This is a genomic window from Polyangium jinanense (assembly GCF_028435365.1).
Map to the genome: position 1 here is coordinate 52,777 of NZ_JAGTJJ010000031.1, position 16,719 is coordinate 69,495.

A 16,719-nucleotide genomic window follows, 5' to 3' on the forward strand; every position below is an offset into this window, starting at 1 on the left:
CGGCAGTCACCCAGGGACCCGTCGGAACGACCAGGCTGTCCGAGCCTTCGTCCTCACCTTTTCCACAGCCCTGTGGACAACCTGTGGTGCAGTGGGGTCCGAGTTCTTTCGGCTCCACGTGCCGTTAAGGTAGAGTTCGCCCGATGCGTCCTTTGGGTCTCGCACACCGTGCCCTGCTTGTGCTCGCGTTCGGCTCTCCGCTCCTCTGCGCCCTGCCTGCGCGCGCGGCGGCGCCGAAGGACGCGCAGGCCGAGAAGGCCATCACGCAGGCGATGGATGTCGACTACCTGGAGACGAAGTTCGACCAGGCTGAAAAGCGACTCCGGACGGCGATCGACGCGTGCGGCGCGGACAAGTGCACGCCGAGTGTAAAGGCGCGGGCGCTCGTGGCGCTCGGCGTGGTGCTCGCGGGTGGCAAGAAGCAGCTCGAGGACGCGCGTGAGGTGTTCGTCGAGGCGCTCTCCCTCGACAAGACGGTGAAGCCCGACGAGGACATGAGCTCGGGCGAGGTGAGGTACGCGTACGAGAACGCGCGCAAGCAGCTCAAGCTCGACGGCGCGCCCGGGCCTTCCGCAGGGGGACAACCCGCGCCTTCGGGCCAGGGCATGACGCACACGACACCGCCCGAGCAGCGCGTCGACACGCCGCTGCCGCTCTACGTGCGGCTCGCTCCCGAGCTGATCCAGGACGCGAAGAAGGTCGCGGTCAACTACCTCGCCCCGGGCGCGAGCGACTGGAAGACGCTCGTGATGAAGAAGGTCGGCGAGTTCGGCTTCGGCATCAACGTGCCGTGCACCGAGGTCACGAAGGAAGGCAACCTCGACTATTACATCACGATCACCGACGCGGACGGCGCGATCGTGACGGGCGCGGGCTCGCGCACGCAGCCCCTCCGCACGGCGATCAAGGCGCGCATCGAGGGCGAGCCGCCGAGCTGGCCCGGCTTCGCGCCGCCCGAGCTTTGCGTGAAGGTCGAGTCGGGGCCGAAGCAGTGCCTCGACGACAACCAGTGCAACGCGGGGTATTCGTGCGTCGCCGGCGAGTGCACGCAGAAGCTCGCAGGCGGCGGCGAGGAGCCGAAGGACACGGGCCCGCGGAAGAACTGGGTCTCGATCACGATCGCGCCGGACATCTCGATCTTCTCGGGCAAGGACGTCTGCACGGTCGACGTGCAGGAGCGTGATCACTTCGTGTGCGTGCGCGGCGACGGGAGCCGATACCTCGGCGCGCCCACGCCCGGCGTCGCGAACGACGTGTCCGCGGGCCTCGCGCTCTCCACGATCCGCGTCGTCGCCGGCTACGACCGGCTGTTCCTCGACAACATCCTGGCGGGCGTGCGCGTCGGCTTCGCGTTCCGCACGTCGAGCGCCGAGTCCGCGAGCTTTTTGCCGGTGCACGCGGAGCTGCGCGGCAGCTACTTCATCGGCAAGACCCCGTTTGAAAGCCTCGGCGCGCGCCCGTTCGTCTTCGCCGCGGCCGGGCTTGCGCAGATCGACACGCCCGTCAACGTCGAGGTCCTCGAGGACGGCGTCGCCTGCGGCGCGGCGAACCCGTCCGACCAGAACAGCCCGTGCACGAGGCCCGGCAACCCGACCTACGAGGGCACGTACGTCGAGCCGCGGATCCAGACCTTGAAGGCGTACAAGCAAGCGGGGCAGGGATTTCTCGCGCTCGGCGGCGGGCTCCAGTATGCGCCCCTCGAGCGGGTCGCGATCAGCGTTGGCCTGCGCGCGAACGTGACGCTCCCCGTGGTCACGTTCGTGCTGACGCCCGAGGTCGGCGCCACCATCGGATTCTGAGAATGCCCGAAGCACAACCCAGCAAACTCGACGCGGCCCTTGATCAGGTCCTCGCCGGTGGCCCTCTACGTGGCCTCCTCGATGTGCTCGATCGACACTCGAACCTGCCCGGCACCCGTCCGAACCTCGAGTTCGCCCGTACGGCAGGCATCGCGATCGCATCACGTCGCGGCAAGGCGGACGCGCTCGTTCGCGCGCTGCTCGCCGCGCCCGGCGAGTTTCCGGTGATCGTCGCGGCACACGCGCTCGCCCAGCGAGTGCTCGTGGGGCTCGATGCGCGCGGCGCGATGGGCACGCTGCACGACCTCGCGGACGAGCCGCGGCACCTCGTCCGGATGGGCATCGCCTCCGCCCTGCGGGAGGTGCTCCTCGGGAAGGGCGAGGAGACGCTGCGCGAGCTCGCGACCTGGACGGACGGCTACTTCCACGCGCACGTGGTGCTCGATGCGCTCGCGGATCGTGAGGTCCTCGATCGCCTGCGCGGGCCGGAGGAGGTGATCGCGCGGCTCGACGAGGCGTTCATGCTCGCCGACGTCTCCCCGCGCGCGGCGGAGCGATCCCAGGGCCTGCGCACGTTGCGCGAGGCGATGCCGGCCGAGGTCGCGGTGTTCGCGGCGCGCTTCCCCGAGGTCGTCGCGTGGCTCGAAGCGAAAACGTCCTCGAAGCGCCCGGAGACGCGCGAGGTCGTATCGCAGGCCATCACGGCGCTGCGCCGGGGAGGGCTGAAAAACGCGGAGGCCGCGCGGATCGCGGGTCTCTTGGAGGCGAGCAAGAAGCCTCCCCGCGACGCGGCTCGTATCGTTTCGGGGACGCGAAAGCGGAGCAAGGGCCGGCGTTGACGGCGCGCACCCCTGGCGCGACGAAATCCGTCGCGGAGGGTGCCGGCGTGCAGTATGGAACCCGCCATGCGGCTCGAGAACAGGGTTGTCTTCATCACGGGCGCCTCGCGGGGCATTGGCCGGGCGGTCGCGCTCGCTTGTGCGCGGGAGGGCGCCGACGTCGTCATCGCGGCGAAGTCGGAGGTCGAGGCGAATCCCCGGCTTCCGGGGACGATCCACAGCGTGGCCAAGGAGGTCGAGGCGCTCGGCCGCCGGGCCCTGCCGATCAAGCTCGACGTGCGCGACGCGGACGCGTGCGAGGCGGCGGTCGCGCAGGCGGCGGCGCATTTCGGCCGGCTCGACGTGCTCGTGAACAACGCGGGCGCGCTCTGGTGGGCGGACGTCCTCGGGACGCCGGTGAAGAAGTTCGACCTCGTGATGGGCATCAACGTCCGCGCCTCGTTCACGCTCGCGCGTGCGGCCTTGCCGCACATGATCGAGCGCAAGTGGGGGCACATCGTGATGATGTCGCCGCCGGTGGACGTGAACGGCATCGCGCACCATGGGGCCTACGCGGTCTCCAAGTTCGGCATGACGATGATCGCGCTGGGGATCGCGGAAGAGGCGAAGGCGCACAACGTGACGGCGAACGCGCTCTGGCCGGCGACGGCGATCGAGAGCTACGCGACCATCAACTTCGGCCTCGGCGGCCCGGAGTTCTGGCGCAAGTCGGACATCCTCGCAGACGCGACGCTCGCGTTGATCACGAAGGAGCCTTCGGCGCGGCCGGGCAAGGCCTGGATCGACGAGGAGCTTTTGCGCAGCGAGGGCGTCACGGATTTCTCCAAGTACCAGTGCGCGCCTGGCCATGAGCCGCCGCATTTCCCGTTCTCGGCGCTCCCGACGACGACCGAGACCGTCGACAAGAAGAAGTGAGGCCATGTCTTCGAGCGACGACGACGACGACCGAACGATCGGATCGAGCTCCGCCTTCTCGGTGGATCCGACCCGGGAGATCGCGAGCGTGTTCGACGATCTCGAGGATCTCCTGAAGAACGGTGACGTGATCGAGGCCCTGTCGCAGAAGGGCGTGAACGCGAGCATCGCGCTCACGGCGATCGAGGGGCTCCGGGCCTACCTCGAGGGGAAAAAGGCCGATGCGGCCGAAGATTTCGCCATGGTGGCGGAGGAGATCCGGGGTCGCCTCGAGCTCGCCCGCGCGGCGGAGGGCCCGATGAACGGGCATGGAGGGCATTCGTGACCACGGTAGCGCCTCCGCCCTGGTATCCGGCCCCGGCGCTCTCGGGCGCGGGCTACTCGGCGGCCGAGCTCGCGGAGAGCTGCGACCGCGTGTTCCTCCTCGACCAGCGGGATCTGCCAGCGCGCGAGGTCTACGTGGCCCTGCGCTCGGCCGAGGAGGTCGCGGAGGCGATCCGCGCGATGGTCGTGCGAGGCGCGCCGGCGATCGGGATCGCGGCGGCCTACGGCATGGTGCTCGCCGCGCGTGCGCTGCGTCCGGCGGCGGGAGAGCGGTACGTCGCCGGCCTGCGTGGTGCGGCGAGCATGCTGGTGGCGGCTCGACCGACGGCGGTGAACCTCTCTTGGGCGGTTTCGCGCATGCTCGTCTCGGCCGAGGCGCACGCGAACGACCCGCCCGATGCGCGCGTGTCGGAGCTCGCGGTGCTCGCGCGGCGGATTCACGTGGAGGACCGCGAAGCGTGCCGGCAGATGGGGCGAGTCGGCGCGGCACGGATCCCGGACGGCGCGACGATCCTGACCCATTGCAACGCGGGCGCGCTGGCGACGGGCGGTTATGGCACGGCGCTCGGCGTGATTCGCGCGGCGGCGGAGGCGGGCAAGCGTGTGCGGGTGCTGGCGGACGAGACGCGGCCGTACCTGCAGGGCGCGCGTCTGACGGCGTGGGAGCTGTCGCAGGACGGCATCCCGGTCGAGGTGATCACGGACTCGATGGCGGGCTATTTCCTGCGGCGGGGCGAGGTCACGGCGATCGTGGTGGGCGCGGACCGCATCGCGCGGAACGGGGACATCGCGAACAAGATCGGCACGTACGGGCTCGCCTGCCTGGCGAAGCACCACGGCGTCCCGTTTTACGTGGCCGCGCCGTGGAGCACGATCGACCTCGCGACGTTCGACGGCGATCACATCCCGCTCGAGGAGCGCAGCCGGGACGAGGTGGTCCGGGTGGGAGGCGCGGTGCTGGTGCCGGAAGGCGTGCCAGCGCGGCATCCGGCGTTCGACGTGACGCCGGCCGAGCTGATCACGGCGATTTTCACGGAGCGGGGAGAGTTTGCCGCGGGGGAGATTGCGCGGGCGGGGGAGGCGAGCGGGTAGGTTTTACGCGGGCGCTGCAGGTTGCACCGCGGCATCGTTTCCAAGGAGCTCACTCGACGGCACGCGTCGCGTGGTCTCCTTCTCTGCCGCGTGCAGGGGTCCGAGGATCGCGCTCACGATCTGCTCGCTCGCGCTTTCCAGTTCGAGGGTCGTCTCGACGTGGCGCGCGACTTTGATCCAGAAGTTGCGCGCCTTGAGGGCGTCCATTTTCGAGGGGCCTGTGGCGCCGACGGCGATGGTGAGTTTTTCCTTCTGATCTTCGAGTTGCCCGAGCTCGCGACCTGCTTCGAACCAGGCTTCGGCGACGTTCCAGAGCTTGCCGCCGGGCACGGGTAGCTTCTTCAGGAGTGCGCGTGTCTTCTCGGAGATACGCGCATCCGTGAGCTCCACGGCGCCGGCCTCGTCGTGATAACTCTCCTTCGTCGCGCTGAGTCCGTTCGGCAGGAGCTCATCGCGTGCGGCGAGGATGGCCTCGGCGTCCTTGGGATCGTCGGCGGCCTCGGCGAAGCCGGTGAGCACGAACCACGACGCGCGGATCTTGCGGTCGTGTCGTTTGTCGGCGACGGCTTGTTTGTCGGAGAGCGTGGCGAGCTCTTTCGAGGTGGAGAGGTCCTTCTTCTGGGTGGAGAGCAGGCCCGCGTGGGCAGCTTCGATCTTGCCGATGAGGGTGGGGCCCGAGGGGAGCGCTTCGATCGTGGGGCGATCACGCGCGGGGTCGAGCCATGCCTCGGTGATACGAACCATCCGGGCGGTGGAGATGTCCTTGAGGTTTCCCATCGACGTGCCTCCTTGGTGTAGGGGTGCGAGAAGAACGCCGCGGGGGAGGAAAGATTCACGGTGGCGGTCCGTGGGAGCAGTGTTGCGACGGGGGAGGGGGACGGGGGGCGTCCGTGACAGCAACGTTGCGATGAGGGGAGCCCACGGAGTGGAACCGTGGTGGAGGCATCATGGGTGGGACAGGGGACGGAGGGGGAGCGTGGAGGGGGCGTCGGGGGGAACGGGCCGCGCCGTCGTGTGCCCGATCACGGCTCGCGAGAGGAGAACAAGCCAGTCTGGTACAATGCCAGAGCCGTTGCGTTTTGAGCGGTCTACCTGCGGAATAAATCGGCCAACCCGCGCACGTGTTCGCGCAAGGATAACTGCTACGGGTTTACAAAGTTGCTGGGCTTGTCAAAGAACTCCTCCATCTTCGCCTGCGTCATTCGGACCTTCTTGCCGAAGTAGGCATACTTGATGGCATCCACTAGAAATTTCCCTCCGAGCTTGTCGTAGTTCTTAAAGAAGTCCGGCGTGTAGAAAGCAGGCGTGGTGAGCACGGAAAACGAACCCCCATCGTGGTGACACCTGCTACAGAAGAAATCGACGCAGGCAAGTCCTCCGCTTGGATGCCTGGTGAGACTCATCTGGGAGACGGTCTGGGGACAATGCGCGCACTTGCCGGGAATCGCGAGATGCTTCGCTCGTCGGACAAGGTCGTCGAAGCGCGTACGCGCGGCTCCTTTGAGATTCTTCTGCGCGCCTTGGCTCAGTATCCACCAGACGTACCCGGGGTCATTAAAGAAGAGCCACTCAAGCGTCTTGTCCTTATGCTTGCCGAAACCCAGCGTGTAGGCCATTCGTTATGGTCTCCTCGTCTGTAGCGACTCCTCGGTCAATGAATGGATAGCGCCTCCGGTCGCATGGCACCATGCTCGACCGCCGCTCGCTTCTCAAGCCGCCAACAACTCCGAATACCTCTTCGCCCCGTACACATGGAACGCGAGCACGATCCTCTCCGGCGCGATCCCACCCCGCACGAGCTCCGGCGCGATCCCATGCTCGATCCCATCCCGCTGGATCACCACATCGTCCCCCACGAGATCGATGTGCACGAGGCAGCCGTGCACCCGCTTCCTCCCCTCGCGCCCTACGATCATCAAGAGGAAGTGCCCGCGCTCCCGGTCGAACACCGTCTGCGTCTGCACGTCCCCGTGTGCGTACGGGATCGCGGCGTACTCCGACAGCACGCGCTCGATCACTTGACCATCGGTGGCTCGGGTGTCCATTCGCGTATGCTCTCCGTCTCCGTGCTGAAAACCATGAGCCTGACCCGCCGCTTCTCCACGAGGAGCTGCCCGATCGGCTCGGAGAAGATGTCGTCGTAGACGAGGTCGCTCACCGCGAGGTACAGCGTGCGCTCGGGCTCCACCGCCGCGAGCACGTCGTGGTAGATGACGAACTGCCCGATCGCCTTCTCCAGGTCGTCGATCGGCGAGAGCCCGCCGAAGCTCTTGACCTCCACGGCGATCTTGCGCTCCGCCTTCTCCGCCGCGATCAGCCGCTCGGCGCCGAGATCGATGTACATGTCCCGCGCGCCCCATCGAACACGGAGCGGGTCGTGCGTGATCGTCCAGCCGTCTCGCAGGAGCGCGCGGCGCACGTGCTCGTGATGCTCGTCGCGGGCGAGCATGGGCAAACGATCGTAGCAGTCACGTCCGGGCCCCTCCAGCGCCTCACCGCTGCCGTCTTGCCCGCTCGTCCTCAGCGGTTCTGCTCGCTCCCTACATCACCCTTGCCACCCCGACTCCACGGCACCAGAACCTTCCCCCATGACCGCCGCTTCCCGCTTTGCCCCCAAGCCCCCCTGGCTCAAAGTTCGCGCGCCGGGCGGCGACACCTACCATCACCTCAAGCAGACCTTCCGCGAGCTCGATCTCCACACCGTCTGCGAGGAAGCGCGTTGCCCCAACGTGGGCGAGTGCTGGCGCGAGGGCACGGCGACGGTGATGCTCCTCGGCGACGTTTGCACCCGCGGCTGCCGCTTCTGCGCCGTCACCACCGGCAACCCGCGCGGCGCTGTCGACACCCGCGAGCCCGAGCACGTCGCGCGCGCAATCGCACGGCTCGATCTCCAGTACGTCGTCATGACCATGGTCAACCGCGACGACCTCCTCGACGGCGGCGCCGAGCACGTCGGCCGCACCGTCCAGCGCTTGAAGTCGCTCCGCCCCGACATCCTCGTCGAGACCCTCGTCGGGGACTTCTGCGGACATCTCTCCGCTGTCGACACCGTCGTCGATGCCCGGCCCGACGTCTTCGCGCACAACGTCGAGACCATCCGCCGCCTCACGCGCACCGTGCGTGACGTCCGATCGAGCTACGACCAGTCCCTCGCCGTGCTCGAGCGGGCCAAGGCGCGCGCGCGGGCGCAGGGGATCGAGGGTCAACTCACGAAGAGCTCCATCATGGTCGGCGTCGGCGAGACTGACGACGAGGTCGTCGAGACCATGCGGGATCTTCGCGGCGTCGGCGTCGACGTCGTCACCATCGGCCAGTATCTCCGGCCCACGCCCAAGCATCACGAGGTCCTGCGGTTCGTGCCGCCGGAGACCTTCGCGCGGTACGAGGAAGAGGCCCTCGCGATGGGGTTCCTCTACGCCGCGTCCGGCCCGCTCGTTCGGTCGAGCTACCGCGCGGCCGAGGTGTTCCTGCGCAGCCTCTTGCGGGGCAAGGGCGGTGAGGGCGGCGACGTGCAGGCCGAGCTCGATGCGCGGCTCGATGTCGCGCGTCGGGAGGCTGCGCGCGTCGCCCTGGAGCTCGGCTCTCCTTCGAGTGTCGAGATCCCGCTCGGCGCTCGTTCCGAGGCTGCGGGCCTCGTCCCGGCTGCGTCACTCGTCCGTCGGTGACGTTCGAGCACGGGGCTTGGCGTTTCGTCCAGAGTGTGTGAAAAGGGGCTTTGAGGGAAGGATCCCGGCATGAGCTCCCCTGACCAGAAGTTCATCGAGCGCGTCACGCAGTGCATCGCACGGCCTGGGCCGAACGCCCCGCGCGGCGTGCAGCACTCGATCCTGGCGCAGGCGGCGCGCCTCGCGCAGAGCGCCCCCATCGGGGACGAGGCCACGGCCCCTTCCGGCTTTGATCCTGCGGCGGCTGCGCTCTTCGAGGGCACCGTCGAGAGCGCGTACCTCGTGGCCACCTCCGATGGCCCGCTCTCGTCGACCGAGGACGCCGTGCTTCGCGCGATCATCGGCATCGGCTGCGATGGCAAGGTCTCGGCCGAGCAGATCGAGGCCCTCTTCGGCGAGCTTGTCTCCGCGCAACAACGCGAGAGTGAAGACGAGCGCGTCGCACACATCGCTCAGATGATCACGCATCGGGATCATCAGCGTGAGGTCCTGCGCATCGCGGCGATCATGGCGCGCGCGTCGGGCGGCATCCGACCTTCCGAGCGCGCGCTCCTCGATCGTCTCGCGCAGCGCTTCTCGCTCGGCGCGGCGGCGGTCGACGCTGTGATCACGGAAGCCAGCGAAGCGCTCGGCACCGTCTGAAGCGTGACACGCGGACGCGTACGCCTCCTCTCGTGCATGCCCGTCATGCTGCATGTGCAGCACGAATTCGCGCAATGATTGCCGGCTATTCTGCGCGCTCTTCGCACATGCAGCAGTCACGACGCGGCGTGTTGTAAAATGGCGTGATCTGCGCTTGGCCCCTGGCCATTCTGTCGCCCTTTGACTACGGTCCGGGCGCCATCATGAGCACTGCCACCCAACCCGCATCGAGCCTCGCCTCCACTGCCTCGGGGGGCAGCATGGAAGGCTCCGCCCACCCGGTCGCGCGGCATCCGCTCGACGCGCACGCGCCTGACGTCGTGCGTGTTCTCCGCGACGACGGCACCCTCGATCCGACGAATGATCCTGGTCTTCGCAGCGACGAGGTGCTCACCCTTTACCGCGCGATGGTGCGCGCGCGCTTGCTCGACGAGCGCCTCGTCCTCCTGCAACGGCAGGGGCGCATCGGCTTCCACATCGGCTGCAAGGGCGAGGAGGCGAGCATCCTCGGCAGCGCCTTCGCCATGCGGCAGAACGACTGGATCTTCCCGTGCTACCGCGAGTTTGCCGCGGCGCTCTGGCGCGGGATGCCCCTCCAGCGGTACGTCGACAACATGTTCGGCAACGCGAACGACCCCGTGAAGGGTCGCCAGATGCCGGACCACTACACGTGGAAGAGCGGCAAGTTCGGCTCGGTCAGCTCGCCGATCGGCACCCAGATCACGCAGGCCGTCGGGTTTGCCTGGGCCGCGAAGACCCGCAAGGAGGACACGGCGGTCCTCGTGTACTTCGGCGACGGCGCCACGAGCTCGAACGAGTTCCACAACGGCATGAACTTCGCGGGCGTCTTCAAGGCCCCGACGGTCTTCTTCTGCCGCAACAACGGCTGGGCCATCAGCGTGCCGACCGAGCGGCAGACCGCGAGCGAGACCTTCGCGCAGAAGGGCATCGCCTACGGCGTCCCCGGCGTTCGTTGCGACGGCAACGACCTCTTCGCCGTCGTCAAGGTGACGCGTGACGCGGTCGCTCGTGCCGCGCGTGGGGAAGGCCCGACGATCATCGAGGCGCTCACCTACCGGCTCGAAGGTCACTCGACGAGCGACGATCCCAAGGCGTACCGGCCCGAGGCGGGCCTCGATTCCTGGCGCCGCCTCGACCCGATCCCGCGCCTGCGCCGGTACATCGAGCGCACGATCGGCTGGACCGACGCGCAGGACAAGGAGCTCGAGACCGAGCTCGACGCCGAGCTCAAGGCTGCGATCGCGGTCTCCGAGAAGACCCAGGCGCCCCCGCTCGAGTCGCTCTTCGAAGACGTCTACGGCGAGCTGCCCTGGCACCTGCAAGAGCAGCGGGACGAGCTTCTGCGCGGCCCGCGCGCCAAGGGGCACGGCCACTGATCCTCGGGGAAACCCGCCCTCCTTTCGAGAAGGTCACGGAGAGATAGCACGATGCCTCAGATGAACATGGTCCAGGCCATCAACGACGCCCTCCGCCACGAGATGCGGCGCGACAATCGCGTCGTCGTCCTCGGCGAGGATGTCGGGAAGGTCGGCGGCGTCTTCCGCGTCACGCAGGGCCTCTTCGACGAGTTCGGCGACGACCGCGTGATCGACACCCCGCTGTCCGAGGGTGGCATCATCGGCACCGCGATCGGCATGGCCCTCTACGGCCTGGTTCCGGTCCCCGAGATCCAGTTCTCCGACTTCATCTTCCCCGCGTACGATCAGATCGTCTCCGAGCTGGCGAAGTACCGCTATCGCTCGGGCGGCGAGTATCCGGCGAAGCTCGTCATCCGCACGCCCACGGGCGGCGGCATTCGCGGCGGCCACTACCACTCGCAGTCGCCCGAGGCGCAGTTCATCCACGTCGCGGGCCTCAAGGTGGTTTGTCCGTCGAACCCGGCCGACGCGAAGGGCCTGCTCCTCGCCTCGATCCGCGACCCGGATCCGGTCCTCTTCTTCGAGCCGAAGCGCATCTACCGCGCGGCGAAGGGCGAGGTCCCCGAGGGGGATCACACGGTCCCGCTCGGCAAGGCCAGCGTCGTGCGCAAGGGTCAGCACGTCACGATCGTCGTCTGGGGCGCGATGCTCTACGAGGCGCTCGACGCGGCGAACCAGGCGGCGGCGCAGGGCATCGACTGCGAGATCATCGACCTGCGCACGCTCTGGCCGCTCGACATCGACACGATCCTCACGTCGGTGAAGAAGACGGGCCGCGTGGTCGTGGTGCACGAGGCGCCGAAGAGCTGCGGGCTCGGCGGCGAGATCGTCGCGCTCATCAACGAGAAGGCCTTCCTCCACCTCGAGGCGCCGCCGAAGCGCGTGACCGGCTTCGACACGCCGTTCCCGTACACGCTCGAGATGGAGTACCTGCCGCTCTCCCACCGCATCCTGCCGGCGATCATCGAGACCGCGAGGTACTGAGATGGCAAGCTTCGAGTTCAAGCTGCCCGACATCGGCGAGGGCGTCACCGAAGGCGAGATCGTCAAGTGGCTCGTCGCGCCGGGCGACATCGTCAAGGAAGACCAGCCGATGGTCGAGGTGATGACGGACAAAGCGACCGTCACGATCACCGCGCCGAAGGCCGGCAAGATCCTGGAAACGCGCGCCAAGGAGGGTCAGGTCGTCGCCGTGCACTCGGTGCTCGTCGTGTTCGATCTCGACGGCGACAAACCCGCGGCCGCGCCTGCGGTTGCGCTCGCGCCCGCCGTGGCGGCCGAGCCGACGGCGGCGAGCACGCCCAAGGCAGTGAAGAATGATGGCCCGGCCGCGACGGCGGTCGGTGACATCAAGGAGGACCTGCCCGGCATGAACCTCATGCCGCTCGGCTCCTCGCACACGACGAACGGCATCACGGCGGCGCCCGTGGCCGCGTACTACAACGAAAAACCCCTCGCCACGCCGGCCACGCGCAAGCTCGCGCGGGATCTCGGCGTGGATCTGCGTCGGGTCTCGCCCACGGGCCCGAGTGGTCGGGTCACGAAGGACGACGTCCGCGGCGCGAGCACGGCGACCACGCCGGTGCCTCTCGCGATGCACACGGCCGTGACCGCGCACGTGCCGGAGTCGCTTCCGACGGCGCCCGCGCCGCTGCCGAAGCCCATCGCGGCGGGCGAGCCGCACCCCGCGGCCGCGCCTGCCCCGGTCACGGCGAAGGCTCCTGCGCCCATGCGGGTCCCGCCGCCTCCGGCCGGCGAGGAGTCGCTGGAAGAGCGGATCCCGCTGCGCGGCATGCGCAGGCGGATCTTCGACCAGATGAGCCGCTCGAAGCACACCGCGGCGCACTTCACGTTCGTCGAGGAGTGCGACGTCACGGCGCTGAAGGAGCTCCGCGCGCGCCTCAAGCCCGCGGCGGACAAGGCAAACGTGAAACTCACGTTCTTGCCGTTCTTCGTGAAGGCCGTCGTCGCCGCGCTGAAGAAGCACCCCTCGCTGAACAGCGCCTTCGACGAGACCACGCAAGAGATCGTGCAGCGCCGCTACTTCGACATCGGCATCGCGTCGGCCACCGACGCGGGACTCATCGTGCCTGTCGTGCGTCGCGCCGATCGGAAGAGCATCCTCGACATCGCCCGGGACATCCAGCGCCTCGGCGACGACACGAAGGCCGGCAAGGTTCGGTCCGAGGACCTCGGCGGCTCCACGTTCACGATCACCTCGCTTGGAGCGCAGGGCGGCCTCTTCGCGACGCCGATCCTGAACTTCCCCGAGGTCGCGATCCTCGGCATCCACCAGATGAAGCAGAAGCCGGTGGTGCGCGACGGTCAGATCGTGATCGGCGACGTGATGCTGCTGAGTTTGTCCTTCGACCACCGCATCATCGACGGCCACGTCGGCGCGGCGTTCGCCTACGAGATCATCGGGTACCTCGAGAACCCGGATCGCCTCTTCCTCGAAATGGCCTGAGGCCCTTCTCCCTCCCTCTCCACCGCGTGGAGAGGGAGGGCCGGGGTGGGTGAGGTCAAGCGGCCCCGGCTGCCTCCGGGGCCTGCTCCTCCGCCTCGTCCGTCTCCTCTTCGCCTGCGTCTTTCTTCGCCTTCGGTTTGCCCGCGGGGATGATCACGCCGTGGTTCATCGCCACGGCTTCGCGGATCTTCTGCGTCATCTGCTTCTCGATCTTCGCGCGGTCCCCGAACAGCGCCCAGACCTCCAGCGTGTCGTCGGGTGAGCCCTCGAGCGCGCGCTTCGGTAGCGCGTTCACCCACGCGAAACGATCTGCGGGCTTCGGGTGGCTGTCGTAGGGCGAGGGCTCGGCGTGGATCGCCTCGTCGACCGCCTTCTCGATCTCGGCCTCCTCCGGGGTTTTTCCGCGGACGCGGTAGCGGTAGAGGTTCGCGAGCGCGCGCTTCTCCTGGATCACCTCGGAGAGCGCGACTTGCGTGTGCACGTCGAAGCGGATCGACCGCTCGATCACGTGCTTCAGGCCCTCCGTGAACGCCTCCGCGCCGTACGCGAAGGCCGCCCATCGATCCGCGAGCACCTCCTGCAAGCGCGACGCGCCTTGCGAGATCCGCAGGAAGATCTTGTGGAAGCCGCTCACGAACAGCCACGCCGGGTTGTACCAGGCCGCGGCTCCGCCCTGCGCGAGCGAGAGCGCCATCGTGAACACGCTCCGCCGCACGGCCAGCGCGAAGCCGCCGCCAGCCGTGTCCTCGTTGTGGAAATGCCCGTACTCGTGCGCCAGGACGGCCTTGAACGCGCCGATCGAGAAGCCGTCGAGCACGCCCGCGCCGAGCACGAGGCAACGCTCCGTGCGCCCCGTGAGCTGCCGGAGCAGGCCGCCGCGCTCGAAGACGCCCACGTCCGTCGTCGGCGTCATGTACACGTTGTCCACCGGCCGCGTGCCGATGCGCCCGGCCACCTCTTCGAGCACGGCGCAGAGCTTCGGGTGCTCGGCGAGGTCGAGTTTGTCGCCGGGTTCGCTCTCCTTCGGCCGGAAGAAGATGCTCTTCAGCATCGCCCAGAGCGACACGAGCGTGAAGATCGCGACGATCGCCACGAGCTTCACGGGGATCCGCCCGATCGCGACGAAGCCGTAAATGATGCCGCCGCCCGCGACGAGCACGAGCGACATCACGATCGGGAGGCTGATGTAGTAGTAGGCGCAGCAGGCCCAGAGCACGACGCCGTAGATGCGCCGCAGCCACTTGTCCGCGCCCGTCGCGTTCTCGTCCGCCGACTTCGGCACGGCCGTCGCCGCGCGCAGCGTCAGCTTGCTGAGCACCCCTCCGAGCCCGAGCAGTGCGGCGAGCCCCGCGAGCCACCCGAGGAAGCCGTAGAGGAGCGTCGTGCCGTATCGCTCGTAAAACGGCATCGCCTCCTCGTACTGGCCCTTGAGCGACGTGTAGGTCTGGTCGTCGAGGCCCAGCGATTTCGCGCGATCGAGCTTCCCGATGGCGTCGCCGAGTTTGCCCTCGGACGCGTCGACCATCGACGCGTAGAGGTGCGTCGGGGCGAACTCCGGGGCGATGCGCTCGAGCGCGCGCGAGCAGGTCCGCAGGTGATCGAAGCGGCTGTTCTGGAGCGCGGACTCGCAGACGAGGAGCTGGGCGAACTTGTCGTCGGGTTTTCGCGCCGCGGCCGAGGTCGCGAGCTCGAACGCTTCTCGCACCTCGGACATGTTCGGCGTCGTGCCTTGCGGCCGCATCAGGAGCGCTTGCGCCAGCGCGGCCTTGTTTTCGGCCACGTCCTCGGTCGCGAGCGCCTTGCGACAGAGCGCGACGGCCTCGTTCCGCGCGTCCTGGTGGAGCTTCACCGTGCAGAGTCTTCGCGTCGCGGCCGAGAACTTCGGCACGCGCGCGCGCACCTTCTCGTAGAGCTCTGCGGCGCCCGCGAGATCGCCGCGCTCGCGGGCCGCGTTTGCCTCGGCAAACACCTTTGCCGCGTCGGGATCGAGCTTCTGGATCTGCTCGGCGAGCTCCCGCTCGAAGGCTCCCTCGTCAGCGGCCTTCCCGTCCGCGGACGTGAGCAAACCCGCGAGGGCGAGGAGCAACGCTCCTCCAAACCGCGAAGCACGTTTCCCCGACGTATCCTGCATCCCTCCCACGGTGCCTCCTCCCCGTTCTTCCGCATCGTACCCGACCGGGCCACGGCATTGCGATCCCGATGGCTCCGCTGCGGCGGGCGAGCCCGACCGGCGTTCGGGCTCCCGCTTCCGTTGGGGCACCTTTTGTTCGATCCGTCGTCTTGGCAGCCGATCGTTGACGCGGCCGGGGGTTGTCACCTAAGACGAAGCGCCGAGGAGCCCCCTCGTACGCAATCTGGGCTCCCGTGTTGCGAGGAGACACGTCACCGATGCGCTTCCGCCAGTTCCTGCCACTGCTCTTGATCTCTGCCGCGGCGTTCGCAGGCGCTGCCGGCTGCGGCGAGCGTGAGGCCACGCCGCTCCCGTTCCAGCAGAAGAAGAAGGGGGCGAACGCCTCCGCAGAGGCCGCGAAGCTCGCGGAGCTCGACCTCGCGGACATGAAGAACAACTTCGGCACGCTGCCCGCCAAGTACGAGGCGAAGAGCGGCGAGACCGACACGAACCCGATCACGCCCGACAAGGTCGCTCTCGGCCGCCAGCTCTACTTCGACACGCGGCTCTCGAAGAACCAGGACCTCTCGTGCAACTCGTGCCACCTGCTCGACAAGTTCGGCGTCGACGGCACGAAGGTCTCGAAGGGCCACAAAGGCCAGCTCGGCGGCCGCAACGCGCCCACCGTGTACAACGCCGGCGGGTTCGTCGCGCAGTTCTGGGACGGCCGCGCGGGCACGCTCGAAGATCAGGCCAAGGGCCCGATCCTGAACCCGGTCGAGATGGCGATGAAGGACGAGGCGAGCGTCGTCGCGGTGCTCGAGTCGATCCCGGGCTACGAAGACGCCTTCAAGAAGGCCTTCCCCGACGACAAGGAGCCGATCTCGTACGACAACCTGGCGAAGGCGATCGGCGCGTTCGAGCGGCAGCTCGTGACGCCGTCGCGCTTCGACAAGTACATGGCCGGCGACAAGGGCGCGCTGACGGATCAGGAGCGCGCGGGCCTGACGAAGTTCGTGCAGAACGGCTGCACCTCGTGCCACAGCGGCAGCGCGCTCGGCGGCTCGACCTTCCAGAAGCTCGGCCTGATCAAGGCGTACCCGAACCAGAAGGATCTCGGCCGCTACGAGGTCACGAAGAAGGAAGAAGACAAGATGGTCTTCCGGGTCCCGACGCTGCGCAACGTGGCGGAGACGGGCCCGTGGTTCCACGACGGCGCCTTCGATCGGCTGGAGGCGGCGGTGCAGGCGATGGCCTACCACCAGCTCGGCAAGGAGCTGCCCGAGGCGGACGTCGCGGACATCGTGGCCTTCCTGAAATCGCTGACGGGCGAGATCCCGCAGGAGTACATCAAGAAGCCCGAGCTGCCCGCGAACGGCGAGAAGACGCCCGGCCCCGATCCCACGTGATCGGTTCGTCCCCCCTAG

General features: G+C 68.2%; 16 protein-coding genes. 11 read left to right on the top strand and 5 right to left on the bottom strand.

The genetic code is table 11. The features are described from left to right. The first annotated feature begins 143 nt into the window (after positions 1–143). From KEG57_RS34975 to mtnA, 5 genes are all read left to right on the top strand, one after another. Positions 144–1,799, top strand: coding sequence for a hypothetical protein (locus KEG57_RS34975; protein ID WP_272424930.1), 1,656 nt, complete (start codon positions 144–146; stop codon positions 1,797–1,799). A 2-nt stretch (positions 1,800–1,801) separates the two neighbouring features. Beyond that, positions 1,802–2,638 carry a hypothetical protein gene (locus KEG57_RS34980; RefSeq protein ID WP_272424931.1) on the top strand — a complete coding sequence of 279 codons (837 nt, stop codon included), beginning with the start codon at positions 1,802–1,804 and terminating at the stop codon, positions 2,636–2,638. Positions 2,639–2,704: 66 nt separating this feature from the next. Continuing rightward, on the top strand, positions 2,705–3,553 hold the full coding sequence (locus KEG57_RS34985) for an SDR family oxidoreductase (protein WP_272424932.1): 849 nt from the start codon (positions 2,705–2,707) through the stop codon (positions 3,551–3,553). Between the two features lie 4 nt (positions 3,554–3,557). Next, the gene (locus KEG57_RS34990; protein ID WP_272424933.1) at positions 3,558–3,878 is read left to right on the top strand and encodes a hypothetical protein; all 321 of its coding nucleotides are present in this window, start codon (positions 3,558–3,560) and stop codon (positions 3,876–3,878) included. After that, positions 3,875–4,969, top strand: a complete 1,095-nt coding sequence (gene mtnA / locus KEG57_RS34995) for an S-methyl-5-thioribose-1-phosphate isomerase (RefSeq protein WP_272424934.1) — start codon at positions 3,875–3,877, stop codon at positions 4,967–4,969. Before KEG57_RS34990 ends, mtnA begins: the two co-directional genes overlap by 4 nt. A 3-nt stretch (positions 4,970–4,972) precedes the next feature. On the opposite strand, the gene KEG57_RS35000 is transcribed toward mtnA, so the two are convergent. The 4 genes from KEG57_RS35000 to KEG57_RS35015 form a co-directional block, all read right to left on the bottom strand. Then, positions 4,973–5,746 carry a hypothetical protein gene (locus tag KEG57_RS35000; protein WP_272424936.1) on the bottom strand — a complete coding sequence of 258 codons (774 nt, stop codon included), beginning with the start codon at positions 5,744–5,746 and terminating at the stop codon, positions 4,973–4,975. 365 nt (positions 5,747–6,111) lie between these two features. After that, positions 6,112–6,585, bottom strand: a complete 474-nt coding sequence (locus tag KEG57_RS35005; RefSeq protein ID WP_272424937.1) for a hypothetical protein — start codon at positions 6,583–6,585, stop codon at positions 6,112–6,114. Positions 6,586–6,678: 93 nt separating this feature from the next. Continuing rightward, positions 6,679–7,014 carry a XisI protein gene (locus tag KEG57_RS35010; protein ID WP_272424938.1) on the bottom strand — a complete coding sequence of 112 codons (336 nt, stop codon included), beginning with the start codon at positions 7,012–7,014 and terminating at the stop codon, positions 6,679–6,681. Then, the gene (locus tag KEG57_RS35015) at positions 6,984–7,418 is read right to left on the bottom strand and encodes a XisH family protein (protein ID WP_272424939.1); all 435 of its coding nucleotides are present in this window, start codon (positions 7,416–7,418) and stop codon (positions 6,984–6,986) included. The genes KEG57_RS35010 and KEG57_RS35015 overlap by 31 nt, the downstream gene beginning before the upstream one ends. A gap of 139 nt (positions 7,419–7,557) precedes the next feature. Here KEG57_RS35015 and lipA point away from each other — a divergent pair, with 139 nt between their 5' ends. From lipA to KEG57_RS35040, 5 genes are all read left to right on the top strand, one after another. Beyond that, positions 7,558–8,634, top strand: a complete 1,077-nt coding sequence (gene lipA / locus KEG57_RS35020; protein WP_272424940.1) for a lipoyl synthase — start codon at positions 7,558–7,560, stop codon at positions 8,632–8,634. A gap of 69 nt (positions 8,635–8,703) precedes the next feature. Then, entirely contained in the window at positions 8,704–9,276 is a 573-nt protein-coding gene (locus KEG57_RS35025; RefSeq protein ID WP_272424941.1) for a TerB family tellurite resistance protein, read from the top strand. A gap of 203 nt (positions 9,277–9,479) precedes the next feature. Beyond that, a complete protein-coding gene (locus tag KEG57_RS35030; protein WP_272424942.1) occupies positions 9,480–10,673 on the top strand; it encodes a thiamine pyrophosphate-dependent dehydrogenase E1 component subunit alpha in 1,194 nt (397 codons plus the stop codon). Between the two features lie 51 nt (positions 10,674–10,724). Beyond that, positions 10,725–11,699 carry an alpha-ketoacid dehydrogenase subunit beta gene (locus tag KEG57_RS35035; protein ID WP_272424943.1) on the top strand — a complete coding sequence of 325 codons (975 nt, stop codon included), beginning with the start codon at positions 10,725–10,727 and terminating at the stop codon, positions 11,697–11,699. 1 nt (position 11,700) lies between these two features. Beyond that, positions 11,701–13,182 (top strand): dihydrolipoamide acetyltransferase family protein, encoded by a 1,482-nt coding sequence (locus KEG57_RS35040; RefSeq protein ID WP_272424944.1) that lies wholly within the window; start codon positions 11,701–11,703, stop codon positions 13,180–13,182. 55 nt (positions 13,183–13,237) lie between these two features. On the opposite strand, the gene KEG57_RS35045 is transcribed toward KEG57_RS35040, so the two are convergent. Further along, positions 13,238–15,313, bottom strand: coding sequence for a M48 family metalloprotease (locus KEG57_RS35045; protein WP_272425001.1), 2,076 nt, complete (start codon positions 15,311–15,313; stop codon positions 13,238–13,240). 257 nt (positions 15,314–15,570) lie between these two features. On the opposite strand from KEG57_RS35045, the gene KEG57_RS35050 reads away from it, so the two are divergent. Further along, on the top strand, positions 15,571–16,701 hold the full coding sequence (locus tag KEG57_RS35050) for a cytochrome-c peroxidase (protein ID WP_272424945.1): 1,131 nt from the start codon (positions 15,571–15,573) through the stop codon (positions 16,699–16,701). Positions 16,702–16,719: the final 18 nt, after the last annotated feature.

Excerpts from the sequence above, each read along its gene's own strand:
- KEG57_RS35035 (WP_272424943.1), top strand. The coding sequence starts at position 10,725 with ATGCCTCAGATGAACATGGTCCAGGCCATCAACGACGCCCTCCGCCAC.
- KEG57_RS35025 (WP_272424941.1), top strand. The coding sequence starts at position 8,704 with ATGAGCTCCCCTGACCAGAAGTTCATCGAGCGCGTCACGCAGTGCATC.
- KEG57_RS35000 (WP_272424936.1), bottom strand. The coding sequence starts at position 5,746 with ATGGGAAACCTCAAGGACATCTCCACCGCCCGGATGGTTCGTATCACC.
- lipA (WP_272424940.1), top strand. The coding sequence starts at position 7,558 with ATGACCGCCGCTTCCCGCTTTGCCCCCAAGCCCCCCTGGCTCAAAGTT.
- KEG57_RS35040 (WP_272424944.1), top strand. The coding sequence starts at position 11,701 with ATGGCAAGCTTCGAGTTCAAGCTGCCCGACATCGGCGAGGGCGTCACC.
- KEG57_RS34985 (WP_272424932.1), top strand. The coding sequence starts at position 2,705 with ATGCGGCTCGAGAACAGGGTTGTCTTCATCACGGGCGCCTCGCGGGGC.
- KEG57_RS34980 (WP_272424931.1), top strand. The coding sequence starts at position 1,802 with ATGCCCGAAGCACAACCCAGCAAACTCGACGCGGCCCTTGATCAGGTC.
- KEG57_RS34990 (WP_272424933.1), top strand. The coding sequence starts at position 3,558 with ATGTCTTCGAGCGACGACGACGACGACCGAACGATCGGATCGAGCTCC.
- KEG57_RS35045 (WP_272425001.1), bottom strand. The coding sequence starts at position 15,313 with ATGCAGGATACGTCGGGGAAACGTGCTTCGCGGTTTGGAGGAGCGTTG.
- KEG57_RS35010 (WP_272424938.1), bottom strand. The coding sequence starts at position 7,014 with ATGGACACCCGAGCCACCGATGGTCAAGTGATCGAGCGCGTGCTGTCG.
- KEG57_RS34975 (WP_272424930.1), top strand. The coding sequence starts at position 144 with ATGCGTCCTTTGGGTCTCGCACACCGTGCCCTGCTTGTGCTCGCGTTC.
- KEG57_RS35015 (WP_272424939.1), bottom strand. The coding sequence starts at position 7,418 with ATGCTCGCCCGCGACGAGCATCACGAGCACGTGCGCCGCGCGCTCCTG.
- KEG57_RS35005 (WP_272424937.1), bottom strand. The coding sequence starts at position 6,585 with ATGGCCTACACGCTGGGTTTCGGCAAGCATAAGGACAAGACGCTTGAG.
- KEG57_RS35050 (WP_272424945.1), top strand. The coding sequence starts at position 15,571 with ATGCGCTTCCGCCAGTTCCTGCCACTGCTCTTGATCTCTGCCGCGGCG.
- KEG57_RS35030 (WP_272424942.1), top strand. The coding sequence starts at position 9,480 with ATGAGCACTGCCACCCAACCCGCATCGAGCCTCGCCTCCACTGCCTCG.